Origin of the sequence: Neisseria chenwenguii (genome assembly GCF_002216145.1) — a bacterium.
GTDB lineage: Bacteria > Pseudomonadota > Gammaproteobacteria > Burkholderiales > Neisseriaceae > Neisseria > Neisseria chenwenguii.
In genome coordinates this window covers 1,826,975-1,849,369 of sequence record NZ_CP022278.1, presented here as the reverse complement: position 1 = coordinate 1,849,369, position 22,395 = coordinate 1,826,975, and the positions used below count along the sequence as shown (strand labels likewise).

At 53.9% G+C, this 22,395-nt stretch carries 21 protein-coding genes and 7 tRNA genes; 13 read left to right on the top strand and 15 right to left on the bottom strand.

What is annotated here, in order from left to right; all coding sequences use genetic code 11:
• Positions 1-57: 57 nt before the first annotated feature.
• Complete coding sequence (gene folP / locus BG910_RS09085) at positions 58-897, top strand: dihydropteroate synthase (RefSeq protein WP_089037216.1); 840 nt, start codon at positions 58-60, stop codon at positions 895-897.
• Between the two features lie 79 nt (positions 898-976).
• On the opposite strand, the gene BG910_RS09080 is transcribed toward folP, so the two are convergent.
• Together BG910_RS09080 and BG910_RS09075 are read right to left on the bottom strand one after the other, a co-directional pair.
• A complete protein-coding gene (locus BG910_RS09080; RefSeq protein ID WP_157694063.1) occupies positions 977-1,816 on the bottom strand; it encodes a calcium-binding protein in 840 nt (279 codons plus the stop codon).
• A gap of 4 nt (positions 1,817-1,820) precedes the next feature.
• On the bottom strand, positions 1,821-2,786 hold the full coding sequence (locus tag BG910_RS09075; protein ID WP_089036558.1) for a hypothetical protein: 966 nt from the start codon (positions 2,784-2,786) through the stop codon (positions 1,821-1,823).
• Between the two features lie 138 nt (positions 2,787-2,924).
• Here BG910_RS09075 and glmM point away from each other — a divergent pair, with 138 nt between their 5' ends.
• The 7 genes from glmM (at position 2,925) to pta (ending at position 11,595) form a co-directional block, all read left to right on the top strand.
• Complete coding sequence (glmM, locus tag BG910_RS09070; RefSeq protein ID WP_089036557.1) at positions 2,925-4,265, top strand: phosphoglucosamine mutase; 1,341 nt, start codon at positions 2,925-2,927, stop codon at positions 4,263-4,265.
• Positions 4,266-4,596: 331 nt separating this feature from the next.
• On the top strand, positions 4,597-5,280 hold the full coding sequence (locus BG910_RS09065; protein WP_089036556.1) for a DedA family protein: 684 nt from the start codon (positions 4,597-4,599) through the stop codon (positions 5,278-5,280).
• 245 nt (positions 5,281-5,525) lie between these two features.
• Entirely contained in the window at positions 5,526-6,509 is a 984-nt protein-coding gene (locus BG910_RS09060; protein ID WP_089036555.1) for an asparaginase, read from the top strand.
• A gap of 200 nt (positions 6,510-6,709) precedes the next feature.
• Positions 6,710-7,498 (top strand): TatD family hydrolase, encoded by a 789-nt coding sequence (locus BG910_RS09055; protein WP_089036554.1) that lies wholly within the window; start codon positions 6,710-6,712, stop codon positions 7,496-7,498.
• A gap of 19 nt (positions 7,499-7,517) precedes the next feature.
• Positions 7,518-7,697: a hypothetical protein gene (locus tag BG910_RS12390; protein ID WP_123805539.1), complete on the top strand. Its 180-nt coding sequence runs from the start codon at positions 7,518-7,520 to the stop codon at positions 7,695-7,697.
• 120 nt (positions 7,698-7,817) lie between these two features.
• Positions 7,818-8,894 carry a peptide chain release factor 1 gene (gene prfA, locus BG910_RS09050; protein ID WP_089036553.1) on the top strand — a complete coding sequence of 359 codons (1,077 nt, stop codon included), beginning with the start codon at positions 7,818-7,820 and terminating at the stop codon, positions 8,892-8,894.
• A 1,198-nt stretch (positions 8,895-10,092) separates the two neighbouring features.
• A complete protein-coding gene (gene pta, locus BG910_RS09045) occupies positions 10,093-11,595 on the top strand; it encodes a phosphate acetyltransferase (RefSeq protein WP_089036552.1) in 1,503 nt (500 codons plus the stop codon).
• Between the two features lie 70 nt (positions 11,596-11,665).
• Here pta and trmA read toward each other — a convergent pair whose 3' ends face one another.
• On the bottom strand, positions 11,666-12,751 hold the full coding sequence (trmA, locus tag BG910_RS09040) for a tRNA (uridine(54)-C5)-methyltransferase TrmA (RefSeq protein WP_089036551.1): 1,086 nt from the start codon (positions 12,749-12,751) through the stop codon (positions 11,666-11,668).
• A 274-nt stretch (positions 12,752-13,025) separates the two neighbouring features.
• Between trmA and BG910_RS09035 the strand changes: the two genes are divergently transcribed.
• The 4 genes from BG910_RS09035 (at position 13,026) to BG910_RS09020 (ending at position 14,737) form a co-directional block, all read left to right on the top strand.
• On the top strand, positions 13,026-13,268 hold the full coding sequence (locus BG910_RS09035) for a type II toxin-antitoxin system Phd/YefM family antitoxin (RefSeq protein WP_089036550.1): 243 nt from the start codon (positions 13,026-13,028) through the stop codon (positions 13,266-13,268).
• The gene (locus BG910_RS09030; RefSeq protein WP_089036549.1) at positions 13,268-13,654 is read left to right on the top strand and encodes a type II toxin-antitoxin system VapC family toxin; all 387 of its coding nucleotides are present in this window, start codon (positions 13,268-13,270) and stop codon (positions 13,652-13,654) included. The genes BG910_RS09035 and BG910_RS09030 overlap by 1 nt, the downstream gene beginning before the upstream one ends.
• Positions 13,655-13,819, top strand: coding sequence for a hypothetical protein (locus BG910_RS12865; protein WP_232462189.1), 165 nt, complete (start codon positions 13,655-13,657; stop codon positions 13,817-13,819).
• 207 nt (positions 13,820-14,026) lie between these two features.
• Complete coding sequence (locus tag BG910_RS09020) at positions 14,027-14,737, top strand: zeta toxin family protein (protein WP_232462188.1); 711 nt, start codon at positions 14,027-14,029, stop codon at positions 14,735-14,737.
• 112 nt (positions 14,738-14,849) lie between these two features.
• Here BG910_RS09020 and BG910_RS09015 read toward each other — a convergent pair.
• The 12 genes from BG910_RS09015 to ccoG form a co-directional block, all read right to left on the bottom strand.
• A tRNA-Leu gene (locus tag BG910_RS09015) sits at positions 14,850-14,939 on the bottom strand.
• 33 nt (positions 14,940-14,972) lie between these two features.
• Positions 14,973-15,050 (bottom strand) — tRNA-Cys (locus BG910_RS12385).
• 11 nt (positions 15,051-15,061) lie between these two features.
• Positions 15,062-15,135, bottom strand: a tRNA-Cys gene (locus BG910_RS09010).
• 39 nt (positions 15,136-15,174) lie between these two features.
• Positions 15,175-15,250: transfer RNA gene (locus BG910_RS09005), tRNA-Gly, on the bottom strand.
• Positions 15,251-15,272: 22 nt separating this feature from the next.
• Positions 15,273-15,348: transfer RNA gene (locus BG910_RS09000), tRNA-Gly, on the bottom strand.
• Positions 15,349-15,373: 25 nt separating this feature from the next.
• A tRNA-Gly gene (locus BG910_RS08995) sits at positions 15,374-15,449 on the bottom strand.
• Positions 15,450-15,474: 25 nt separating this feature from the next.
• Positions 15,475-15,550: transfer RNA gene (locus BG910_RS08990), tRNA-Gly, on the bottom strand.
• A gap of 101 nt (positions 15,551-15,651) precedes the next feature.
• Positions 15,652-16,215, bottom strand: a complete 564-nt coding sequence (gene pgsA / locus BG910_RS08985) for a CDP-diacylglycerol--glycerol-3-phosphate 3-phosphatidyltransferase (protein WP_089036548.1) — start codon at positions 16,213-16,215, stop codon at positions 15,652-15,654.
• A 105-nt stretch (positions 16,216-16,320) separates the two neighbouring features.
• Positions 16,321-16,881, bottom strand: coding sequence for a type IV secretion protein Rhs (locus BG910_RS08980; RefSeq protein ID WP_089036547.1), 561 nt, complete (start codon positions 16,879-16,881; stop codon positions 16,321-16,323).
• Entirely contained in the window at positions 16,874-17,416 is a 543-nt protein-coding gene (locus BG910_RS08975) for a DUF2062 domain-containing protein (protein ID WP_089036546.1), read from the bottom strand. The genes BG910_RS08980 and BG910_RS08975 overlap by 8 nt, the downstream gene beginning before the upstream one ends.
• 91 nt (positions 17,417-17,507) lie before the next feature.
• Positions 17,508-18,005 carry a FixH family protein gene (locus BG910_RS08970; protein WP_232462271.1) on the bottom strand — a complete coding sequence of 166 codons (498 nt, stop codon included), beginning with the start codon at positions 18,003-18,005 and terminating at the stop codon, positions 17,508-17,510.
• Positions 18,006-18,066: 61 nt separating this feature from the next.
• Positions 18,067-19,542, bottom strand: a complete 1,476-nt coding sequence (ccoG, locus tag BG910_RS08965; protein WP_089036544.1) for a cytochrome c oxidase accessory protein CcoG — start codon at positions 19,540-19,542, stop codon at positions 18,067-18,069.
• A gap of 412 nt (positions 19,543-19,954) precedes the next feature.
• Between ccoG and tkt the strand changes: the two genes are divergently transcribed.
• On the top strand, positions 19,955-21,931 hold the full coding sequence (gene tkt / locus BG910_RS08955; protein ID WP_089036542.1) for a transketolase: 1,977 nt from the start codon (positions 19,955-19,957) through the stop codon (positions 21,929-21,931).
• Positions 21,932-22,395 lie beyond the last annotated feature (464 nt).

Below are 22,395 nucleotides of genomic sequence, written 5' to 3'. Positions count from 1 at the left end.
CTTTTCAGACGGCCTTTGGGCTATAATCACGCCCAAACAACCATTCAAGGCATCACGATGAACACTTTCTGGCAGACCGGGCGTTTTCAGATTGATTTGAACGCGCCGAAAATCATGGGCATCGTCAACCTCACGCCCGATTCGTTTTCCGACGGCGGCACTTATTCCCGAAGCGTTCAGACGGCATTGAAACACGCAGAACGGCTGGCGGCGGAAGGCGCAGACATCCTCGACATCGGCGGAGAATCCACCCGCCCGGGCGCCGCCTTTGTCTCCCCTGAAGCCGAATGGGCAAGGCTTGCGCCTGTGTTGGCGGAACTGGCAGAATGGAACATCCCCCTCAGCGTTGACACCCGCCGCACCGCCGTCATGCAGCGCGCATTGGATGCAGGCGCAGACATCATCAACGATGTCGCCGCCCTGAGCGACAACGGTGCAACCGCCCTTCTGGCACGCTATCCGCAAGCCGGCATCTGCCTGATGCACATGCAGGGTCTGCCCGAAAACATGCAGGACAACCCCCGCTATGAAGACGTAGTCGGCGAAGTGGCGCGCTATCTGAACAGCCGCGTGCGCGCCTGCACGGAAGCCGGCATCGCCAAACAGCGGCTGACCCTCGATCCCGGCTTCGGCTTCGGCAAAACCCTGCAACACAACACCGCGCTGATGCAGAACCTGTCCGAACTCATGCACCAAACCGGTCTGCCGCTCTTAATCGGCGTTTCGCGCAAACGCATGATCGGCGAGCTGACCGGCGAAACAATGCCGTCTGAAAGAGTACACGGCAGCGTAGCGGCAGCGCTGGCTGCCGTAGCACGCGGCGCACAGATTGTCCGCGTACACGATGTCAAAGCCACGTCTGATGCGCTGAAAGTGTGGCAGGCGCTGGGCGTATAACAGCAAATATGCCCGAACCCGTTCCGAAACAAAAATGCCGTCTGAAACAAAACCTGCTTCAGACGGCATTCCTCCATCCTTAAATCATACTGACATTTGCAGACGAATCCACTTTCAACACCGCATCTTCAAAGACAAACTGCTTGTATTGATAGCTCTCTCCGCTGAAAAAACGCTGCACATCGACTTGGTCTTCAGAGCCGAACGCCTTCACCAGCAAACTGCTGCCGCTGCGGGTAAAAACAGCATCGGCAAAACCGGCACCTTCAAAACGGATGGCATCAACCTGCTCAGCATTGCCCGCATAATCGTAAACCGAATCTCTACCGTGGCCTTTTGCAAAAACATACACATCGCTGCCGTCACCGCCGACAAGGCAGTCGTCGCCCGCGCCGCCGATAAGCGTATCGCTGCCGCCGTAACCGTAAAGCGTATCGTCGCCTTCGCCGCCGTCAAGCGCATCGTTGCCGTTGCCGCCCTCCAAACGGTCGCTGCCTTCGCCGCCGTTTAAACGGTCATCACCGTTGCGTCCGTAAAGCGTGTCGTTGCCCGCAAAGCCCGAAAGCGTACTGCCGCCGTTTAACGCCCACATCACGTCGTTGCCGCCGGTACCTTTTTCCACTAGCGCCTTAACCGCATCCACATCCAGCTTGATGCCGTCTGAAAACTCGATGCTGTCGATTTGGTAGCCGCCCACCGCGTCTTTGTCGAAATAATGCTGCACCGTCAGGGTGTCGCTACCGTCTTTCGCAGCAAAAATCAGATTGTCGGAAGAACAGCGGACGGTGAAGTCTTTCTGCGTCATGTCTTCGAAGCGGATGACGTCGTGACGTCCTGCGGAAACATCGTAGTTGCTGATGCTGTCTTTGCCGAAGCCTTTGGCAAACACATAAATATCGCTGCCATTGTCTCCATTCAAAGAATCATCTCCGGTGCCGCCGATAGGTGTCACTGCCGCTGCTGCCGACCAGATAATCATTACCGCTGCCGCCGATTAATATATCGTTGCCGTCGCCGCCGTAAAGCAAGACGTTTTTGCTTGAATCCAGACCGACGACGCGCAAAACGTCGTCACCGCTGCTTCCGTTTGTCCGGCTTAATGTGGCAACTGCTTCTTCTCCCAGCAGGGCAAGCAGGTTTTCGGCTGCGCCTTGCTCTTTGGCAGTATAGACATATTGCTCAAACAGCGCAGACAAATCAGCCGAAGCAGCGCCGCCGTCTTTCCCATACGCCAAAAACTCCCCCAAATCCACAAACGCTTTTTCAGGATTTTTTGCATACACTTCGCTGAATTTCGCCAATACGCCGCTGTAATCCAACGCGAATTCGTTGCCTTCGAGCTTGAGGCCGATTTCGTTCAAATACGGCTGCAGACGGGTTTGGAACAGCAGGCTTTCATAGACGTTGCCGGCCAGCTTGTCATAGGTGGCGCGGGCGGTGTCGAGGAAACTCAGGATTTGGTTGGCGTTTTGGACGTAGATAACCGCCGAGCGTTCGCCCGAGAATGCGTCCAAAACGGCGATTTTCTGCAAAGATTCCTGAATTTTCAGCTTGTATTCTTCGGAGATTTCAACCGGCAGCAGCAGATTGCCCGCTTGTGACGGCGTCAGCGCCGTTCCTTCGTTTGCCGTCTTAATCATCGGCGGCAAAAACTGCACACCCGTGCCATAGGCGGGGTCGGTTTCCGCCCATTTGTTGATTAAGTTATTCAGCAATTCCTGCTGCCCGGCCTTGGTTTCCGCTGCGCTGTAGGCTTTCAACACCTTGGCCAATTCAGGCGACAGTGCGACGGCTTCGCGCAAATCACGCAGCCTGCCGATGCCTTGCAGATTCGCAGCCTGCAACTGCTCTTCGGTCAGGGTAACGGAATCGGCATAACAGTTGTGCAAATGGTCGGCAGCCGGTAATAAACCCGCCCGTTTGGCGGGGACTGCCGTCTGAATGGAATTTTGCCGTTTCCTAATACTTCATTTACATCTTATGTCTTATAATGCGTTTGATTTTACTTTTAATAACGGAGCAGCTTTATGGCAAAAAAATATTTCGGCACCGACGGTGTACGCGGCGAAGTCGGCCAGTTTCCGATTACCCCCGATTTCGTGTTGAAACTCGGCTATGCCGCCGGTCAGGTTTTGGTGCAGCATGACGACGGCCAGAAACCGACCGTAATTATCGGTAAAGACACGCGCATTTCCGGCTATATGCTCGAAGCCGCGCTGGTGGCTGGTTTTACCGCGGCGGGTGTAAACGTTATCCAAACCGGCCCGCTGCCGACGCCCGGCATCGCCTACCTGACCCGGGCGCTGCGTCTGAACGCGGGCGTGATGATTTCCGCCTCGCACAACGTCTATTCCGACAACGGCATTAAATTTTTCGCCGAAGGCGGCGTGAAGCTCTCCGACGAAATCGAGCTGGAAATCGAAGCCAAACTCGACGAAGCCATGCAGACCATGCCGTCCGACCGTCTCGGCCGCGCGCGCCGCATCAACGGCGCAGACGACCGCTACATCGAGTTCTGCAAATCTACCTTCCCCAACAATCTAGACCTGCGCGGCCTGAAGCTGGTGGTCGATACCGCCAACGGCGCGGGTTATCACGTCGCGCCCAAAGTGTTCCACGAACTCGGTGCACAAGTCGTTTCCATCGGCGACGGGCCGAACGGCTACAACATCAACGACAAATGCGGCGCGACCCACCCGAAAGCCTTGCAGGCTGCGGTATTGCAAAACGAAGCCGACTACGGCATCGCCCTCGACGGCGACGGCGACCGTCTGATGATGGTTGACCGCAACGGCAAAGTGTACGACGGCGACAGCCTGATTTACGTCATCGCCAAAGGCCGCGCGGTCGAAGGCGTCGCCATCGGAGGCGTGGTCGGCACGGTCATGACCAATATGGCGATGGAAATCGCGCTCAAAGAACAAGGCGTGGACTTCTGCCGCGCCAAAGTCGGCGACCGCTACGTTTTGGAACAACTCCACTCACGCGGCTGGCTCATCGGCGGTGAAGCCAGCGGCCATATCCTCTGCATGGACAAGCACAACACCGGCGACGGCATTATCTCCGCGCTGCAAGTGTTGGCCGCCCTGCAGATTCTCGGTCAGGACTTGGCCACCGTCTGCGCCGACTGGCAGCCGTTCCCGCAAACCATGATTAACGTGCGCATCCAAAAAGGCCAAAACTGGCAGGAAGCCTCGAAAGAAGTTTTGGCCGAAGTAGAAAAAGAGCTGGAAGGCAAAGGCCGCGTGGTTTTGCGCGCCTCCGGCACCGAACCCGTCGTGCGCGTGATGGTCGAAGCCCGTCAGGCCGATTGGGCGAAAAAAGGCGCGGAACGCATCTCCGCCGTAATTACCGGCGCGAAAAAATAATGTGGTAATGCAGAAAAAAGCAGGCGGAGAAGCCTGCTTTTTTCATCAGAAATACCACACCCCGCTCCGCAAACCGATGCCGTCTGAAAAACCGTCCCGCCCCGTCTGACCAAAACGAAATGAATTTCTCATATTCCGCCTTTTAAGGCTTTCAGACGGCCTTATCTGTTGGTAAAATAAGCCGCATTCGAACAAGCCTCAGACAAGCGTTTCAAACCGTTTGCCCCGGCTCTTGTTTTCACGCCGAGCCGCTCCATTTCCCCATAAATGCGGCCGTTTTTTCCGTTTTCAGACCGTCTGAAAACCTTCCTCCATCCCTACTGGAACGCCGATGTTAGCCATTCTGGAAGCCTTTTTCATCCAATACGGTTACGCCGCCGTATTTCTCGTCTTGCTCGCGTGCGGCTTCGGCATTCCTATCCCCGAGGACATTACCCTCGTCGCCGGCGGCGTGATTTCCGGCCTGAACTACACCAACGCCCACCTGATGGTACTCGTCGGCCTTGCCGGCGTTTTGGCCGGCGACGGTCTGATGTTTGCCGCCGGCCGGATTTGGGGGCACAAAATCCTCAAGTTCAAACCCATCGCCCGTGTGATGACGCCCAAACGCTACGCCCAAGTAGAAGAAAAATTTGAAAAATACGGCAACTGGGTACTCTTTGTCGCCCGCTTCCTGCCCGGCCTGCGCACCCCCATCTACATCACCGCCGGCATCAGCCGCAAAGTTTCCTACCTGCGCTTCGTGTTGATGGACGGACTCGCCGCGCTGGTTTCCGTACCCGTTTGGGTCTATCTCGGCTCGTTCGGCGCGGAAAACAAAGACTGGATGATGGAAAAAGTCCACAGCCTGCAATCCGGTATGCTCGGCCTCATCGGCATCGGCGCGCTGGTTTTGCTGTTTTTCTGGTGGAAAAAACGCCGCCGCGTCAGCTTCTTCCGTGCCAAACTCTCCGAACTGCGCCAAAAACGCAAAGCCGCCCGCACGGCGAAAAAAGCCGATGTGCAGTCGCAGTAAATCCGTTCAGGCCGTCTGAAAAGTTTTCAGACGGCCTCTGCGTTTTTTATCGTTGGTACAACGGTGAACTGTGTAGGCTGAAGATCTTTACAAAAATCAAAACGAACGCCCGAGCATTTCACCGACGTCAGGCTGAGCAAACCATGCAGGCTGGGCTTCAGCCCAGCCTGCATAAGCAGCCTACACAACCAATCTACAACCAATCTACACAACCGACCTGCATAATCCCCCCCAAAGGAAACCCCATGACCAAACGCATCTTCGTCCTCTACACCGGCGGCACCATCGGCATGAGCCGGAGCGAACACGGCCTGCGTCCCGATACCGCCCTCGTCGGCAAAGCCCTCGCCCCGTTTTCAGACAGCCTCTCCTTCGATTGGCACGTCTGCGACCCGCTCATCGACTCCTCCGCCGTCACCCTAGAAAACTGGCGCGACTGGCTCGCCATCCTCGCCGAAAAAATCCCGCAATACGACGGCACCCTCGTCCTGCACGGCACCGACACCATGGCCTACACCGCCAACATCCTCGCCCTCGCCCTGCAAGGATTAAACAAACCCCTCGTCATCACCGGATCGCAGCTTCCCTACGACGCGCCGGACAGCGACGCCCCGCCCAACCTCGCCGCCGCCGTCGCCGCCTTTTCACTGGAATTACAGGAAGTCGCCATCGTCTTCAACGGTAAAATTTTCCCCGCCGTCGGCAGCAGCAAAGTCAGCACCGAAACCGCCGCCGGCTTCGACAACCCCCACTTCGGCGCACTCGGCCGCTGGAACGAAACCGACGGCTGGCACGACATTCAGCCGCGTCCGTCCAAACTTTCAGACGGCCTGAACACCCTCGCGCTCAACCCGCAGGCCAAAGTCGTCTGCCACACCCTCACCCCCGGTTTTGCCGCACAACACATGTCAGACGGCCTCGCACACACCGCCGCCCAAGCCGCCGTTTTACAAAGCTACGGACACGGCAACGCGCCCAGCGACGAAAAATTTATCCAATCCGTTCAAACCTTTACCCAAAAAGGCGGCCTGATGCTCAACATCAGCCAAGTCCCGCAGGGCTGCGCCGCCGCCGTGTACGCACAAGGCAGCGCCCTGCGGCAGGCAGGCGTCATCAACGCCGGCAAATGCAACCTCGAAACCGCCACCGCCCTACTCACGCTGGCCGTATCCAACGGCTGGACGGCAGATGCGGTGCAGCAGAAACTGGCGGATTTGGGATTGGTTTGAGGGATAAAGTCGAAAGTTTCAGACGGCCTGAAACCGTTGCGAAAGCCAAAATAGCCGTCTGACACTTCGACTACGCTCAGCGCAAGCACTTCGGCTACGCTTAGTCCAAGTGCTTCGATGGTTGGTAAGCGTCGCCGCCCCCTGCACCCACCAATCGAGCTTTCACGGACGTTTTTTTATTTGTGCCAAGCCCTCAGCCCATGCTCCTCACCGACACCCATTGCCACCTCACCGCTCCCTCCCTGCGGGTGCGTTTGAGCGAAATTCTGCAAACCGCGCAACATCAGGGCGTGCGGCGGTTTGTCGTGCCGTCGGCGCAGCGGCAGGATTGGCAAAATGTGATGGATTTGGCACAAAGGCCGTCTGAAAAAAATGCGCCCGTTTTCCATGCCGCCGTCGGCATTCATCCGTGGTTTGCCGAGTCTGCCGACGATGCGGATTTTGCCGGACTTTCCCGCCTTTTGCGCGAACATCCGCAGCTTTTGGTCGGCGAAACCGGTTTGGATTTTTACGACAAAGCCCAAACCGCCGCGCAGCGCGCACGCCAAATCCGCTGCTTTGAAGCCCAACTCGCGCTCGCGCAGGTTTTCAGACGGCCTGTGATTATCCACTGCCTGAAAGCCGCTGCCGCGGTTGCAGCCTCGGTCAGACAGACCCGTTTCACGCAGGGCGGGATAGTTCATGCGTTTTCGGGCAGTTTGGAAGAGGCGGAAACCTTTATCAAACAAGGCTTTCTCATCGGCATCGGCTCGCTGCTGCTGCTCAACCCCGCCGCGAAAAAAGCCCGTGCGGCGGCGGCGGAACTGCCGTTGGACAAAATCGTTTTGGAAACCGACAGCCCGTTTATGCTGCGCGGCGAAACCAATACGCCCGCAAACGTGCGCAAAATCGCAGAAATCACCGCACAGCTTCGCGGCATCGCACCGGAAGACGTGGCGCGACAGACGGAAGCAAATGTCGATGCGCTGTTGGCAAGATTTTCCGAATAGGTGTTTTTCCAGACGGCCTTTGTCCCGCAGTACAAAACCCATGCTGTCTGAAAGCATTTCCAACTTTTCAGACGGCATTTTTACCGTTTCAAGACATTCGTACGGTTACACCGTATTGGAACGGCTAACCGTACCTACGGCGGTCAAGCCACCTGTACCGGACGAAGCTAAAACATTCAGCGCGGACAAGCACGGCTAACCACCCAAAATCCCAATCAGGCCGTCTGAAATTTTAAGTTTTCTTAAGTTATAATATGCCCCCTAAGACAAACCATTCAAAGGCCGTCTGAAATTCAGACGGCCTCAACTGTGGAAAAACATGAAACCTTCAATTCTCGAAAAACTCAGCCAACTCTCCGACCGCTTGGAAGAAGTGACCTATCTGCTCGGTCAGCCCGAAGCCGCCGACGATATGGACAACTACCGCAAGCTCACGCGCGAACACGCGGAGCTGACACCGGTGGTGGAAGTGTTCCAGAAATACCGTCAGGCGCAAAGCGATTTGGCCGATGCGCAGGAAATGCTGCAAGACCCTGAAATGAAAGAGTTTGCCGCCGAGGAAATCGAAACGGCCAATGCACTGATTGAAACGCTGGACACCGAACTGCAAAAGCTGCTGCTGCCCAAAGATGCCGACGACGACAAAAACATTTTCATCGAGGTGCGCGCTGGAACGGGCGGCGACGAAGCGGCGCTGTTTGCAGGAGATTTGCTGCGGATGTACAGCCGTTACGCCGAACGCAACCGTTGGCAGGTGGAAATCGTGTCGGCCAACGAAAGTGAACTCGGCGGCTATAAGGAAGTGATTGCGCGCATTGTCGGACTCGGCGTATACAGCCGTCTGAAATTCGAGTCGGGCGGCCATCGCGTGCAGCGCGTTCCGGCCACCGAAAGCCAGGGGCGTATCCATACATCGGCCTGTACCGTGGCGGTCATGCCCGAAGCCGACGAGTTGGAAGACATCGAGCTGAACCCGGCCGATTTGCGCATCGATACCTTCCGCGCATCGGGTGCGGGCGGCCAGCACATCAACAAAACCGATTCCGCCGTGCGCATTACCCACCTGCCGACCGGCATGGTGGTCGAGTGTCAGGACGGCCGCAGCCAACACGCCAACAAAGCGCAGGCAATGAAAGTTTTGGCCGCGCGTTTGAACGACGCGCAAAAACGCGAAGCGCAAGCCAAAGAAGCCGCCGAACGCAAATCGCTCATCGGCAGTGGCGAACGCAGCGAACGCATCCGCACCTATAACTATCCGCAAGGCCGCGTGACCGACCACCGCATCAACCTGACGCTGCACAAACTCGATTTCATCATGGACGGCGACTTGGAAGAACTCACCAACGCGCTGATTGCCGAGCATCAGGCCGAACTGTTGGCGGCGATGGGGGATTGAATCAAGAAATTAAAGGCCGTCTGAAAAATATTTTCAGACGGCCTTTAATTTAATTCCACTTATTAAATACTATTTAAATATTTATCTCATTTGGTAAATGGAATCTTTGATTGTTATGCAGCATACCTACCTAAAACAATCTAAATCTTAACACAATCTTTCAAAAGATAACATTTAAGACAGGAACCAAATTACTGCAGGCAGGTTTTAGCTGTAAACGTAGTCGCATGTAGTCAAGAATTTAAAAAATTATTACCGTCCGTATATAACATTATTTTTATATAAAATATCAGAATAAAATACAGATTAAATATAATCTAAAATTGAATTATCTAACTTAAAATATTTATAATATATTTTATATATAAAAATATATAAATTTTTTTCCGAATAGCATATATTAAAATTTAAATGTAATTAAATGTAGTAAATATATTAGGAGGCGCTTATGCTTATATTTAAATAATGACGGTACTGCAAAATAGATTTCTGATTTTTTGGTTTATTTCATTAGGAGAAACATCATGCAAGAACTGACCTTCAGCGAACTTGACGCGGTTTCGGGCGGCAAACGCTACGGTGTCCATCTGGGACCTTTGGGCTTTGTCGGTGTCGAATTCTGACCTTTATTTACTTCGGTAAAGTTGTTTCGAGCTATGATTCGGAAATCGATTGATTGAGGTAACCTTTACCGTTGCTCAATGACTGATTGAACATCCCGAATAAAGCAGTCCGACCAAACCGGCAAAAGGCCGTCTGAAAATCATTTTTCAGACGGCCTTTATGTAACATCAACCCTGTTTGTGAGAATTTTCCAAGCCGTTTACCAATTCGGCGGGATATATACAGCAAATAGGGCGTGCAGAAAAAGTTCATTCTAAACAGCAGGCGGATACATCTGATACAGCTTGCTTCCAGAGATTATGGTAACTGATGAAAATTAAGAAATTAATGACATAAGGCAAAAGGCCGTCTGAAAAGTTTCAAAACCTTAGTGGAACACCTTTTCAGACGGCCTTTAATCATGTATAAACCAATGAGTTCCTAGTCCGCCCGGTACGGCTCAAACAGGCCGTCTGAAAAACGCAAGCCGTTGCTTTGGCTGACTAAAATGCTAGGATAACCCCTACTCGGAGAAATGCTCTGAGAGGACGAAAACCGTTTTTCCCGAAAATTTCCACAAAAAGGATACCCCAAAATGGCAAATATCTTGATTGTTCCCGTTTCCACCGGTACCGACGCCCAAGCCGTTACCCGCGCCGTTGCCGCTGCGCTTGACGCACAGACTTTCCGTGCGCTGGACGACAACGGTGCCGCCGAAAAACTGCTCGCTCAAGGCAAAAGCGACGACTGGCTTGACGCCGTGGTCGGCGAAACCGCTGCGCTGAACGCAAAAAACCTGGTCGTCGAAGGCATCCGCCCCGACCCTGAAAAAATGTTCCTCGCCACCAAAAACGTCGAACTGGCGCTGTCGCTGGATGCCGCCGTCGTCTTCGCTGCCCATACCTGCGACAACGACATCGAATACATGGTGCAAAAACTCAACCTTGCCAAACAGTCTTACGTAACCGCGCCGGGCGTTTTGGCGGGCTTTATTTTGGACAACGCCGAAAGCGGCGTCGGCGAAGCCGTTGCCGAGAAAACCGGCCTGACCTTCTTCGGTTCAAGCAGCGCCTTGGGCAATTTGAGCGAACTGACCGACCGCGTGCGCAGCCGCCTCTCGCCGGCACAGTTCCGTTTCAACATGATTGAATCCGCCCGCAAGGCCGACAAACGCATCGTGTTGCCCGAAGGTGCCGAACCGCGTACCGTCCAGGCCGCCGCCATCTGTCACGAAAAAGGCATCGCCCGCTGCGTATTGCTTGCGCCGCGTGCCGAAGTCGAAGCGGTCGCCAAAGAACGCCACATCACCCTGCCCGACTCGCTGGAAATCATCGACCCCGCCACATTGGTCGAACAATACGTCGCGCCGATGTGCGAACTGCGCAAATCCAAAGGTCTGACGCCCGAGCAGGCGCGCGAACAGCTGCAAGACACCGTCGTACTCGGCACCATGATGATGGCGCAAAATGATGTGGACGGCTTGGTATCCGGTGCCGTCCACACCACCGCCAACACCATCCGCCCCGCGCTGCAACTGATTAAAACCGCCCCCGGCGCCAGCCTCGTTTCCAGCGTGTTCTTCATGCTGCTGCCCAACCAGGTCGTCGCTTTCGCCGACTGCGCAGTGAATCCCAACCCGACACCCGAGCAACTGGCCGACATCGCCATCCAAACCGCCGGTTCGGCCAAAGCCTTCGGTATTGATCCCAAAGTCGCTCTGATTTCCTACTCCACCGTCAACTCAGGCAGCGGCCCCGACGTTGACGCTGTAATCGAAGCGACCAAAATCGCGCAGGAAAAACGCCCCGATTTGCCCATCGACGGCCCGCTGCAATACGACGCGGCGACCGTGCCGAGCGTGGCAAAATCCAAAGCGCCAAACAGCAAAGTCGCCGGCCAGGCTACCGTGTTGGTGTTCCCTGATTTGAACACCGGCAACTGTACCTACAAAGCCGTACAGCGCAACGCCAACGTCTTGAGCGTCGGCCCCATGCTGCAAGGCCTGCGCAAACCGGTCAACGACCTCTCGCGCGGCGCGCTGGTTGACGACATCGTGTACACCATCGCCCTGACCGCCATTCAGGCATCGCAGATGTAAACGCGTTTCTGAAGAAAACAGAGGCCGTCTGAAAATATTCAGACGGCCTCATGTTTATGTGCGTTGCGCCTTACGCCCCCTTACGCTTCAGCAATACGCCGCTTTCGATATGACGGGTAAACGGAAACTGGTCAAACAGCGCGGCGCGGGTGATTTCGTGGGTTTCGGTCAGTTTGTCCAAATTGGCGCGCAGGGTTTCGGGGTTGCAGGAAATGTAAATCACGTTGTCGAATTGTGCTACCAGTTTCAGCGTTTCATCGTCCACGCCCGCTCGCGGGGGATCGACGAAAATGGTGGAAAAACGGTAATCCGCAAGCGCAATGCCCTGCTCTTGAAGACGGCGGAACGAACGGTTTTGCATGTAGGCTTCGGTAAACTCTTCAGCCGAAAGGCGGGCGATTTTGACGTTATGGCTTTGATTTGCTTCGATGTTCCATAAAGCAGCGTTAACAGAAGTTTTGGAAACTTCTGTTGCCAAGACTTTGTCGAATTGGGTCGCCAGCGGCAGTGTGAAATTGCCGTTGCCGCAATAAAGTTCGAGCAGATCGCCGCCCAAGCCTTCAGCCGCGCTGCATGCCCAAGCCAGCATTTTTTCGCACACTTTCGCATTGGGCTGGGTAAAGCTGCCTTCGATTTGGCGGTAGCGGAACGCTTTGCCGCCGACGTTCAGCGTTTCGGTGACGAAATCCTGCGCCAACACCAGCTTCTGCCCCCTGCTGCGGCCGATAATGCGGATACCCAGACTGCTTTGCAGCGCACGGGCAGCGGCTTCCCATTGTTCGTCCAGTTTTTTGTGGTAAATCATCGTTACCAGCATTTCGCCGCTGAGCGTCGCGAGAAATTCCACGGCATACCAGCGGTTTTTCAGCAGCGGAACGGGGCTGACGGCTTCAATCAGGCGCGGCATCAGGGCGTTGATGGAATCATGCGCGGCATCGAATTGGTCGCAACGCAGCAGACTTGCCCCGCTGGCTTTCTGTCCGCGCTCGAACATGGCGTAAAAAATCTCGTCGCCCTCATGCCATACGCGAAATTCCGCACGCATCCGGTAGTGTTTTTCCGGCGATTCGAAAACTCCGATCGTGGGAAAATCCAAATCTTGAAACAGGTTGTTCAGATAATCGGTTTTCTCGGTAAGCTGCTGGTAGGCGTTCATATTCGGCTCTTGGGATTTGGGTTGGTGCGTAGTTTGGATAAATAGATATGGAACAAAAAGGCCGGGACCTTTGCAAAAAAGCTGAAAATCTTGAGAAACGCTTGTAGGGGCAGGTTTCAGTAAAAAGCCCCACTGCAATGAGGCTTTGTTGCTACCTAGCCCCGCCGCAATTATACAATGAACTACGGGAAGGCCGTCTGAAACTTCAGACGGCCTTTTTTTGATTAAAACACCTAAATATGGTTTAATTAGCTAAATTTTTAAGGGGTAAACCATGATTCAGGCGAATATACACGATGCGAAAACCAATTTGAGCCACTTGGTCAAATGCGCAGCAGAGGGCGAGCAGGTCATCATTGCCAAACACGGCAAGCCTTATGTGCAGATTGTTCCGTTGGACAAACCGTCTAGAAAACCCGGCCGGCTGGCAGCTTTTTTTGCTGAAAACGCCGTTCCCGACCTGCATCAGTTTGATGCGGGCAACCGTGAAATCGAATCTGAATTTGAGGGTTGGTGATGAAACGGATATTGCTGGATACCCACGTTGTGATTTGGTGGCTTGCCGATGCCGGGAATTTGGGCGGTAAAGCCCGCAACTGTATCCAAAACCGGCAAAATCAGATTTATGTCAGCGCAGCGACGATGTGGGAGCTTTCTATCAAAATGGGAAAGGGTTTGCTGACACTGCCTGAAAATATTTTTGAAGTGGTTGAGGATGAGGGATTTATCCCGCTTCCGATTACATGGTTTCACGGCAGGCAGGCGGGGTTTTTACCGGAAATCCATAAGGATCCGTTTGACCGGATGCTGATTACCCAAGCGCAAGCCGAAGGGTTGGAGCTGATGACGGCGGATACGGTTATTCCCCAATACGGTATCCGCGTGATTGATGCCTCGAAATGAATGGAAAAAGAGTTGGGGCATCTTCAATTATTATGTATGAAAATAAGCCCATACATAACTAGGTCACAATTTGAACTGCTCAAGAAGGGATTGAATATGGCAACATTAATGGAAAAAGATGCACTTAATCGAACAGGTGCTTCTGTGCAGGCTTTGATTGCCTGAAAAACGCCTATCGGCGGTAAACATACCGCCGATCAAAACCGCATCGTAGAATTGTGCAGTTTTTTATATGATTCCGAACATGAAAATATTGATTTCAAGGCAGTAGCAGACGAATGCAATATGCTGTTCGATAAGTATAAAAATCTTCCGGCAGTAACGGCTGCTTGATATGGAAGCAAAAGAAGAGCAAGCGGCATTTGAAAGGATTTGGGTGAGCTGACGGCTGAAAAGCTACCTCGCCCTTCTTCTTCGCCCAAAGGATTCGTCTTGGGTGGGCAACCAAGGGTGGGAAAATCAAATTTGGTTATACGGCTTCGTGATGAGATGAAGAGAAATCTGCTGGTTATAAATGGCGACGAGTTCCGCCGTTATCATCCGGATTTTGAAGAAATTCAGAACCGCCACGGAAAAGATGCGCCGAAATACACCGCTGATTTTTCTGCCACGATGACGGGAATGGTTATTGAAAAGGCTTTGCATGAAGGTTACAACATTTCTGTGGAAGGCACTTTCCGAACCGCCGAAACCCCACTGAAAACATTGGATGACATACGCCGTCACGGTTATGAAACGACCGTTTGTATTCACCCCCCGTCTGAAGTAAGTTGGCAAAGTACACTTGAGCGTTATGATGCAATGCTGGCCGTCAACGAATTCCCCCGCCATACAGATAAAGCCCACCATGATTTGGTTACGAAGACGTTACCAATAAATGCAGACAAAGTTTATCTTTCGGGAAAAGCGGATTACTTCCTCGTATATTCCTGTGAAGGATTGCTCTTTGACAGCCGCATCCATCAAAGGTATCTCCCCAGTGAGACCATCGATGCGGAGCTGCATCGAAACACCCGAAAGCTCGCACAACTTGAAACAGACATTACCGCCAACAGCCACTTATTGAGTGGGAACCGGCAGTAAGCGATTTGACACAAATGACACAAATTAGGCACAGACAAAAAAAGACAGCCTTTACAGACTGTCGAGTGGAATGAAAGATGCTTAGAAAGCATCAATACTTACAATAAGTTATTGGTGCCCGGAGCCGGAATCGAACCGGCACGACCTGTTTAGGGTCGACGGATTTTAAGTCCGTTGTGTCTACCTGTTTCACCATCCGGGCGATAGTTCGGCCGTAGGCAAAACTATTCGAAATTGGAGGCGGGGGCGCGGATTTGAACCGGCCTGCATAAGGGTTGCACCCCTTACGGCATAAACACTCTGCCACCCCGCCGGAGGGGAATGTGGAGGCGAGAGTCGGAATCGAACCGGCGTAGACGGATTTGCAATCCGCTGCATAACCACTTTGCTATCTCGCCAAACTGGATCAAACCGTTTTCATACGGCCTGAATTGACTTGGAGCGGGAAACGAGTCTCGAACTCGCGACCTCAACCTTGGCAAGGTTGCGCTCTACCAACTGAGCTATTCCCGCGTGTTACGAATATATTTTGGAATGGAGCGGGAAACGAGTCTCGAACTCGCGACCTCAACCTTGGCAAGGTTGCGCTCTACCAACTGAGCTATTCCCGCATTTGAGATATATTCGATAAAAAACTGGAGCGGGAAACGAGTCTCGAACTCGCGACCTCAACCTTGGCAAGGTTGCGCTCTACCAACTGAGCTATTCCCGCATTTGAGATATATTCGATAAAAAACTGGAGCGGGAAACGAGTCTCGAACTCGCGACCTCAACCTTGGCAAGGTTGCGCTCTACCAACTGAGCTATTCCCGCCCGAATCGGATGTTTACTGCTTTGGGGGCAGTAAAGAAAGCAGCATTATTATGGATTTGAAGATGGCCGTCAAGCCTTTTTTGGCAGTTTGTTTTTTGGTTTCAGTTAAACTCTTTCCAAGCCATTTTGAGGTAGTAGAACATCGACCAGATGGTTAAAACCGATGCAATAAACATCAATATGTTACCGATAAACAGGAAATTAAAGCCGTGAAAATCTTCCAATCCGATTAAAAGCAGCATGATGGCGGCCATTTGGGCGGTGGTTTTGAATTTGCCGATGGTGGCGACGGCGACGCTGTTGCGTTTGCCCATTTGCGCCATCCATTCGCGCAGAGCAGAGATGGTAATTTCGCGGCCGATGATGATCATGGCGAAGATGTCGTAGGTGCGGTCTTGGCTGACCAAGAGCATGAGGGCGACGGCGACCATCAGTTTGTCGGCTACGGGATCGAGGAAGGCGCCGAAATCCGAGGTCTGTTTCCACAGGCGCGCTAAAAAGCCGTCGAACCAGTCGGTTACGGCGGCGGCGGCGAAGATGGTTGCGGCCGTCCAGTTGACGGTTTGCGGGTCTATCCAGCCGGTCGGCAGGTAAAACAGGGCAGTGAACACGGGAATGAGCAATACGCGCAGCCATGTCAGCAAAATCGGGATGTTCCAAGTCATTGGCGTCGGCCTTTTTTGGGTAGGGCTTTGGTTTTTCAGACGGCCTTTATTATAAGACGATTTATTTGTTTTGTTTACATTTCATTGCATTTCGAGCAATCGGTTTCAGCGTTTCGGCTGCTTTTGGAAATTCAGGCGGAAATATTTGGGCAGCAGCTTTTTTTGTTTGGGGTTATCCAGAAAATCTTTTAAGGCCGTCTGAAAAGCGGCGAGGTGCTTGGTGCGGACGCTGTTGGGCAGGCAGCTTGCGGCGTAATAATGGGAAACGAGGTCGGCCTGCTGTTCCATATTCAGACGGCCTAATTCGGTAATGTCGGCAAGCGGCGGATAGGCATAGGCTTTTTGGCGGTGATAACCGCCGCACAGGGCGAGGATAAAGCCGCCAAACCAAGCCTGAAAGCCGTTTTGAAACTGCCAGACGTGGGTCAGTTCGTGTATCAGCCACATTTGATAGCCGCCATCGGCCAGCATGAAATCGGGCGGACAATGCTGCTTGGGGAAATGGATGTGGCCGAACGGCGCGATGGCCATGCCCAAATCGGGCAGACAGGGAAAACCGCGGTAGATTTTGACTTTTTCGTAACAGATGCCGTCTGAAAAAATTTTCTTGGCGGCGGCGATTTCGTTGGCGGTCAGTCTGCGCCAGTGTTTATGCGGTTCAGCCACGCGCTTCCTTCCGTTTTTTCCAATGATAACGGGTGCGCATCCGCCAAATCAGCAATGCGGCGAAATAGCCGGCAACGGCCAATATCGTGCCCAGCAGCGGAACGCCGACCAGCAGCGGTTTGCCCGCGCCGAGCAGCCATGCGCCCAAATCGCTGAAAAACTGTGCGCTCGACCATTCGGGAAATTCCAGCTTGTCGGCTGCCTGAATCCCCAATACCAGCGAACCGAGTTTGTAGGCGGCGTAATAAAGCGGCATATAGGTCAGCGGGTTGGTGTAGAGTGTGGTGAACACGGCGACGGGCAAATTGGTGCGCAGAAAATAGGCGACAACCAGCGCGGTCAGCATCTGCGTGGGGCCGGGCATCAGGCCGCAAAACATGCCGACCGCCACGGACACGGCAGCCTGGCGGCGGTTGAGCGTCCAGAAATAAGGTTTGTCGAACAGCGGCGCAAACGGCTTGCTCCAGCGCGACGCGAAAATCTGCTCGCTGCCGGGCAGTTTGTGGCGCAGAGTGGTACGTTTGAATTTCTTCATAAAGTCAGGTGGTTGTTTAGTTCACTATAAGCTTTGCCCGATTCTAATTTCATCAAACGGCCGTCTGAAAGTTTTTCAGACGGCCTTTGCTTTATTTTGCCGAACTTGCCGCGCCGTTAAACAATTTATCCGGCGGCGTCAGGCTGACGGCGTTGCCTTGGCTGACCAGCCATTTGTTTTCCACGCGCCACACGCCCGTGCCGTCTTCCAGCCGCACATACCAATGGTTGGCATTGGGCAAGGGTTTGAATACGGCGTCGTATTCCGCTTTTGCCGCGCCTTCGGGCGATACGGCTTTGAGCGTGACGGTTTGGTCGTCGACCTTGCGCGCAGGGTGCATCAGCAAAAGCTTGAGCGGCTGTTTGCGGTCGAAATCGCCGCTGACGAACACTTTGGCGGCGTTCATATCCGGGCTGATCAAAACTTGCGCCTGAATGCGGCGTTTTGAGGCTTCTTCGTCGCGGTGGAGTTGGATGTCGATGTGTTTGCCGTCTTTATAGTAGTCGTCCGTGACCAAATCGGTCATGCTGAATTTGGCGACGAAAAACATTGACACGCTGGCAATCACAACGAAAATCGGCCCGGCCATCAAAAGCCACGGCCAAAACTGTTTGTACCACGGTTTTGCGTTGTTTCCGGTTTGCGGCACTTTATTCTCCAATAAACGTAGCATCTTCATTAATCACGTTTTTTTCCGCCTTGCCCGCTTGGCCGTATGAAAACGCAAACTCAATCGGGTGGCTGCCCTTGTCGGCGTACTCGGGGATGGTGGAAACTTGAACGGGGATGGTCACGGTTTCACGCGGCGCGATTTTCAGGCCGCCCTCGGGCAGCCCGGTCAGAGCGATTTCGTCGAAACCTTTCACCGATGCAGTCAGTACGATTTCGCTTTCGTTGTTGTTCACAATCCGCAGGTTGTAGGCGTTTTCCAGCCAGCCTTTGCTGTTTTCGCGCACCATCACGCCGCGGTCTTTCAGAATGTCGATTTCAACGGTTTTGCGGAAGGTCAGGCCGACCAAAAACGCGGTGACGATTACCGCCAATACCACGCCGTAACCCACAACACGCGGGCGCAGCAGGCGTTTTTTAATTGCACTTTCCTCGTATTCATGTTCCAACGCGCCCTCGGTGGTGTAGCGGATCAGCCCGCGCGGATAGTTCATTTTATCCATAATTTCGTCGCAGGCATCAATACAGGCCGCACAGCCGATACATTGGTATTGCAGGCCGTTGCGGATGTCGATGCCGACGGGGCAGACCTGTACGCACATCGTGCAGTTGATGCAGTCGCCAAGCCGGGTTTCGTCTTTGCCGGCGGTTTTTTTACGCGCACCGCGCGGTTCGCCGCGCTCGGCATCATAGGAAATAATCAGCGTGTCTTTGTCGAACATCGCGCTTTGGAAACGCGCATACGGGCACATATGCAGACAAACCTTTTCGCGCATGACGTGCGCCATCAGGAAAGTCATGAAGCCGTAAAACGCCGCCGCAAACACCGCGCCGCCGCCTGCGTTCATCGAAAACAGTGCGGGAACAAACTCGCGAATCGGTACAAACCAGCCGGCAAACGAAATGCCCGTCCACGCGCAGACGGCAAAAATCAGCAGCGCTTTGGTGGTTTTAATGCGGATTTTGGTGAAATTCCACGGCGATTTTTCCAGCTTCAAACGCTTGTTGCGGTCACCTTCGACGAAGTGGTCGATCCAGAGCATGATTTCAGTGTAAACCGTTTGCGGGCAGGCATAGCCGCACCACAAACGCCCTGCAACCGTCGTCCACCAAAACAGGCCGAAGGCGCAGATCATCAGCAGCAGCGCCAGATAAATCAAATCACCCATCCCCAGCGAGAGGCCGAAAATGTAGAAATGGCGCTCGGGAATGTCAAACAAAACCGCCTGCCGGCCGTTCCAGTTGAACCACGGCACAATGTAAAACACAAACTGCGTCGCCACAATCGCGGCGATGCGCAGTTTGGCAAACCGCCCTTCCGCCTTTTTCGGCTGGATGCGCTCGCCCTCGGGATGGATGGTGATCACACTGGATTTGGACGTAGAAGGCTTGGGCGGCGTGAGTTTGGCTGGTTTTTCTTGCGTTTCGGGTTTTTCGGGTTGGTTTTCGGCGGACATTGCGCGTTCCTTTAGAGGAATGGGTTTGTGCACTTTACTTTGATTTTTTATTTTTCAGACGGCCTTTTTAAGATAAGTGATTTTACCATCTGCCCCAAGTCGAATCAAAAACACAGCCGTATGAAATTATTGAACTTTTTACCTGAAAAATTTCAAAATCAGCCGTTTAAACCGACAAAATTCAACCACTTGCCACCGCCGTTTCTTCTAACCTTATAATCGGAAGCTATATGGCCGATAAAAATTAATAACAGCAACAAGCCCCAAACCGCTGCCCGCCGCATTTTCAGACGGCCTGATACCGTTTGAAAACCCCGCCGCCGCCTCCAAACCGCCGCCTTGAATCCCCGCACGAATCGGGCGATAATCGGCAGCGTTGTTCCCGTCAACTCCCGTCAAGAAAGGTTTCAAAATGTCCCAGCTGGCAAACGCTATCCGCTTCCTCTCCGCCGACGCCGTCCAAAAAGCCAACTCCGGCCACCCGGGCGCGCCGATGGGCATGGCCGAAATGGCCGAAGTGTTGTGGACGCAGTTTCTCAACCACAACCCCGCCAATCCGAAATTCTACAACCGCGACCGTTTCATCCTCTCCAACGGCCACGCTTCCATGCTGCTGTACAGCCTGCTGCACCTGACGGGTTACAACGTATCCATCGACGATTTGAAAAACTTCCGCCAGCTCCACAGCAGAACGCCCGGCCATCCCGAATACGGCTACACCGACGGAGTGGAAACCACCACCGGCCCACTGGGGCAGGGCATTGCCAACGCCGTAGGCATGGCGCTGGCCGAAAAACTTCTCGCCGCCGAGTTCAATAAAGACGGCCTGAACATCGTCGATCACCACACCTACGTTTTCCTCGGCGACGGCTGCCTGATGGAAGGCGTGTCCCACGAGGCCTGCTCGCTGGCGGGTACGCTGGGCTTGGGCAAACTGATCGTTTTATACGACGACAACAACATTTCCATCGACGGCAAAGTGGACGGCTGGTTTACCGAAAATATCCCGCAACGCTTTGAAAGCTACGGCTGGCACGTCGTGCCGAATGTCAACGGTCACGACACCGACGCGCTCAAAACCGCCATCGAAGCCGCCCGCGCCGAAACCGGCAAGCCTTCCATCATCTGCTGCAAAACCCTGATCGGCAAAGGCGCCGCCACCAAAGAAGGCAGCCACAAAACCCACGGCGCGCCGCTGGGTGCAGACGAAATCGAAGCTACGCGCAAACATTTGGGCTGGAATTACGGCGCGTTTGAAGTTCCGCAAGACATTTACGACGCTTGGAACGCCAAAGAAAAAGGCGCCAAACTCGAAGCTGCGTGGAATGAATTATTCGCGCAATACCAAGCCAAATTCCCCGTCGAAGCCGCAGAATTCGTGCGCCGCATGGATAAAAAACTGCCCGACAATTTCGACGCCTACGTTCAGACGGCCTTGAAAGAAGTGTGCGCCAAAGCCGAAACGCTCGCCACCCGCAAAGCCAGCCAGAACAGCATCGAAATCCTCGCCAAAGTTCTGCCCGAATTTGTCGGCGGTTCGGCCGATCTGACCCCGTCCAACCTCACCGACTGGTCGAATAGCCAATCCGTTACCCGCGTAAGCGGCGGCAACTACATCCACTACGGCGTGCGCGAATTCGGCATGGGCGCCGTCATGAACGGCCTCTCGCTGCACGGCGGCATACGCCCGTTTGGCGCAACCTTCCTGATGTTCAGCGAATACGAACGCAACGCCCTGCGCATGGCCGCATTGATGAAAACCAACCCCGTATTCGTGTTCACCCACGATTCCATCGGCCTTGGCGAAGACGGCCCAACCCACCAGCCCGTCGAGCAAACCGCCACCCTGCGCCTGATTCCCAACATGGACGTTTGGCGCCCCTGCGACACCGCCGAATCGCTGGTCGCATGGTCGGAAGCCGTCAAAGCCGCCGACCGCCCGTCCAGCCTGATTTTCAGCCGCCAAAACCTGAAATTCCAGGCCCGCAGCGACGAGCAGCTTGAAAACGTCAAACGCGGCGGCTACGTCATCAGTCCCGCCGACAACGCCCGCGCCGTCATCATCGCCACCGGTTCCGAAGTCGAACTGGCGCTGGAAGCCCAAAAAGTCCTCGCCGCCGAAGGCACCGCCGTCAGCGTCGTTTCCATGCCGTCCACCAACGTCTTCGACCGCCAAGACGCCGCCTACCGCGCCTCCGTCCTGCCCGCCGGCCTGCCCCGCGTCGCCGTCGAAGCCGGCGTTTCAGACGGCTGGTACAAATACGTCGGCTTAAACGGCAAAGTCGTCGGCATCGACCGCTTCGGCGAATCCGCTCCGGCGGAAGAATTGTTCAAACTCTACGGCTTTACCGTTGAAAACGTCGTCGCCGCGGTGAAATCGGTATTGTAAGTTTGACCGAACGCTCAGGCCGTCTGAAAACGATTGGTAGCGTTTTTCAGACGGCCTTTTAGCTTTATGGGACGCTGCTTCAGATGGTTTGGCAGTAATTTGGCCAAACTGATACAGAGGCCGTATGAAATCCGACAAAACCCACAGACACCCTGCCCAATCATGTGAACAGCCTGTGCATAACTTGCTTTACAGCTTGTTCCGCAACGATAAAAATCATCTGATTAATTTTTAGGCAGATTTAAGATTTAATCACAAGCCGTGTTTGCGGCTGTGTGGGCAGGCTGTGGATAAGCCGCTTAAAGGTTTGAACGGTAAGCGTAAACATTGATTGATTAAAAAACAGGCAGCATTTATCCATACCAAACAGGCCGTCTGAAAGCCAAACCGGCATTTTCAGACGGCCTCTGCCTGCCGCAACCTGTAGCTGAGCGAAGTCGAAACCCGTCTGCATGGCATCAGTG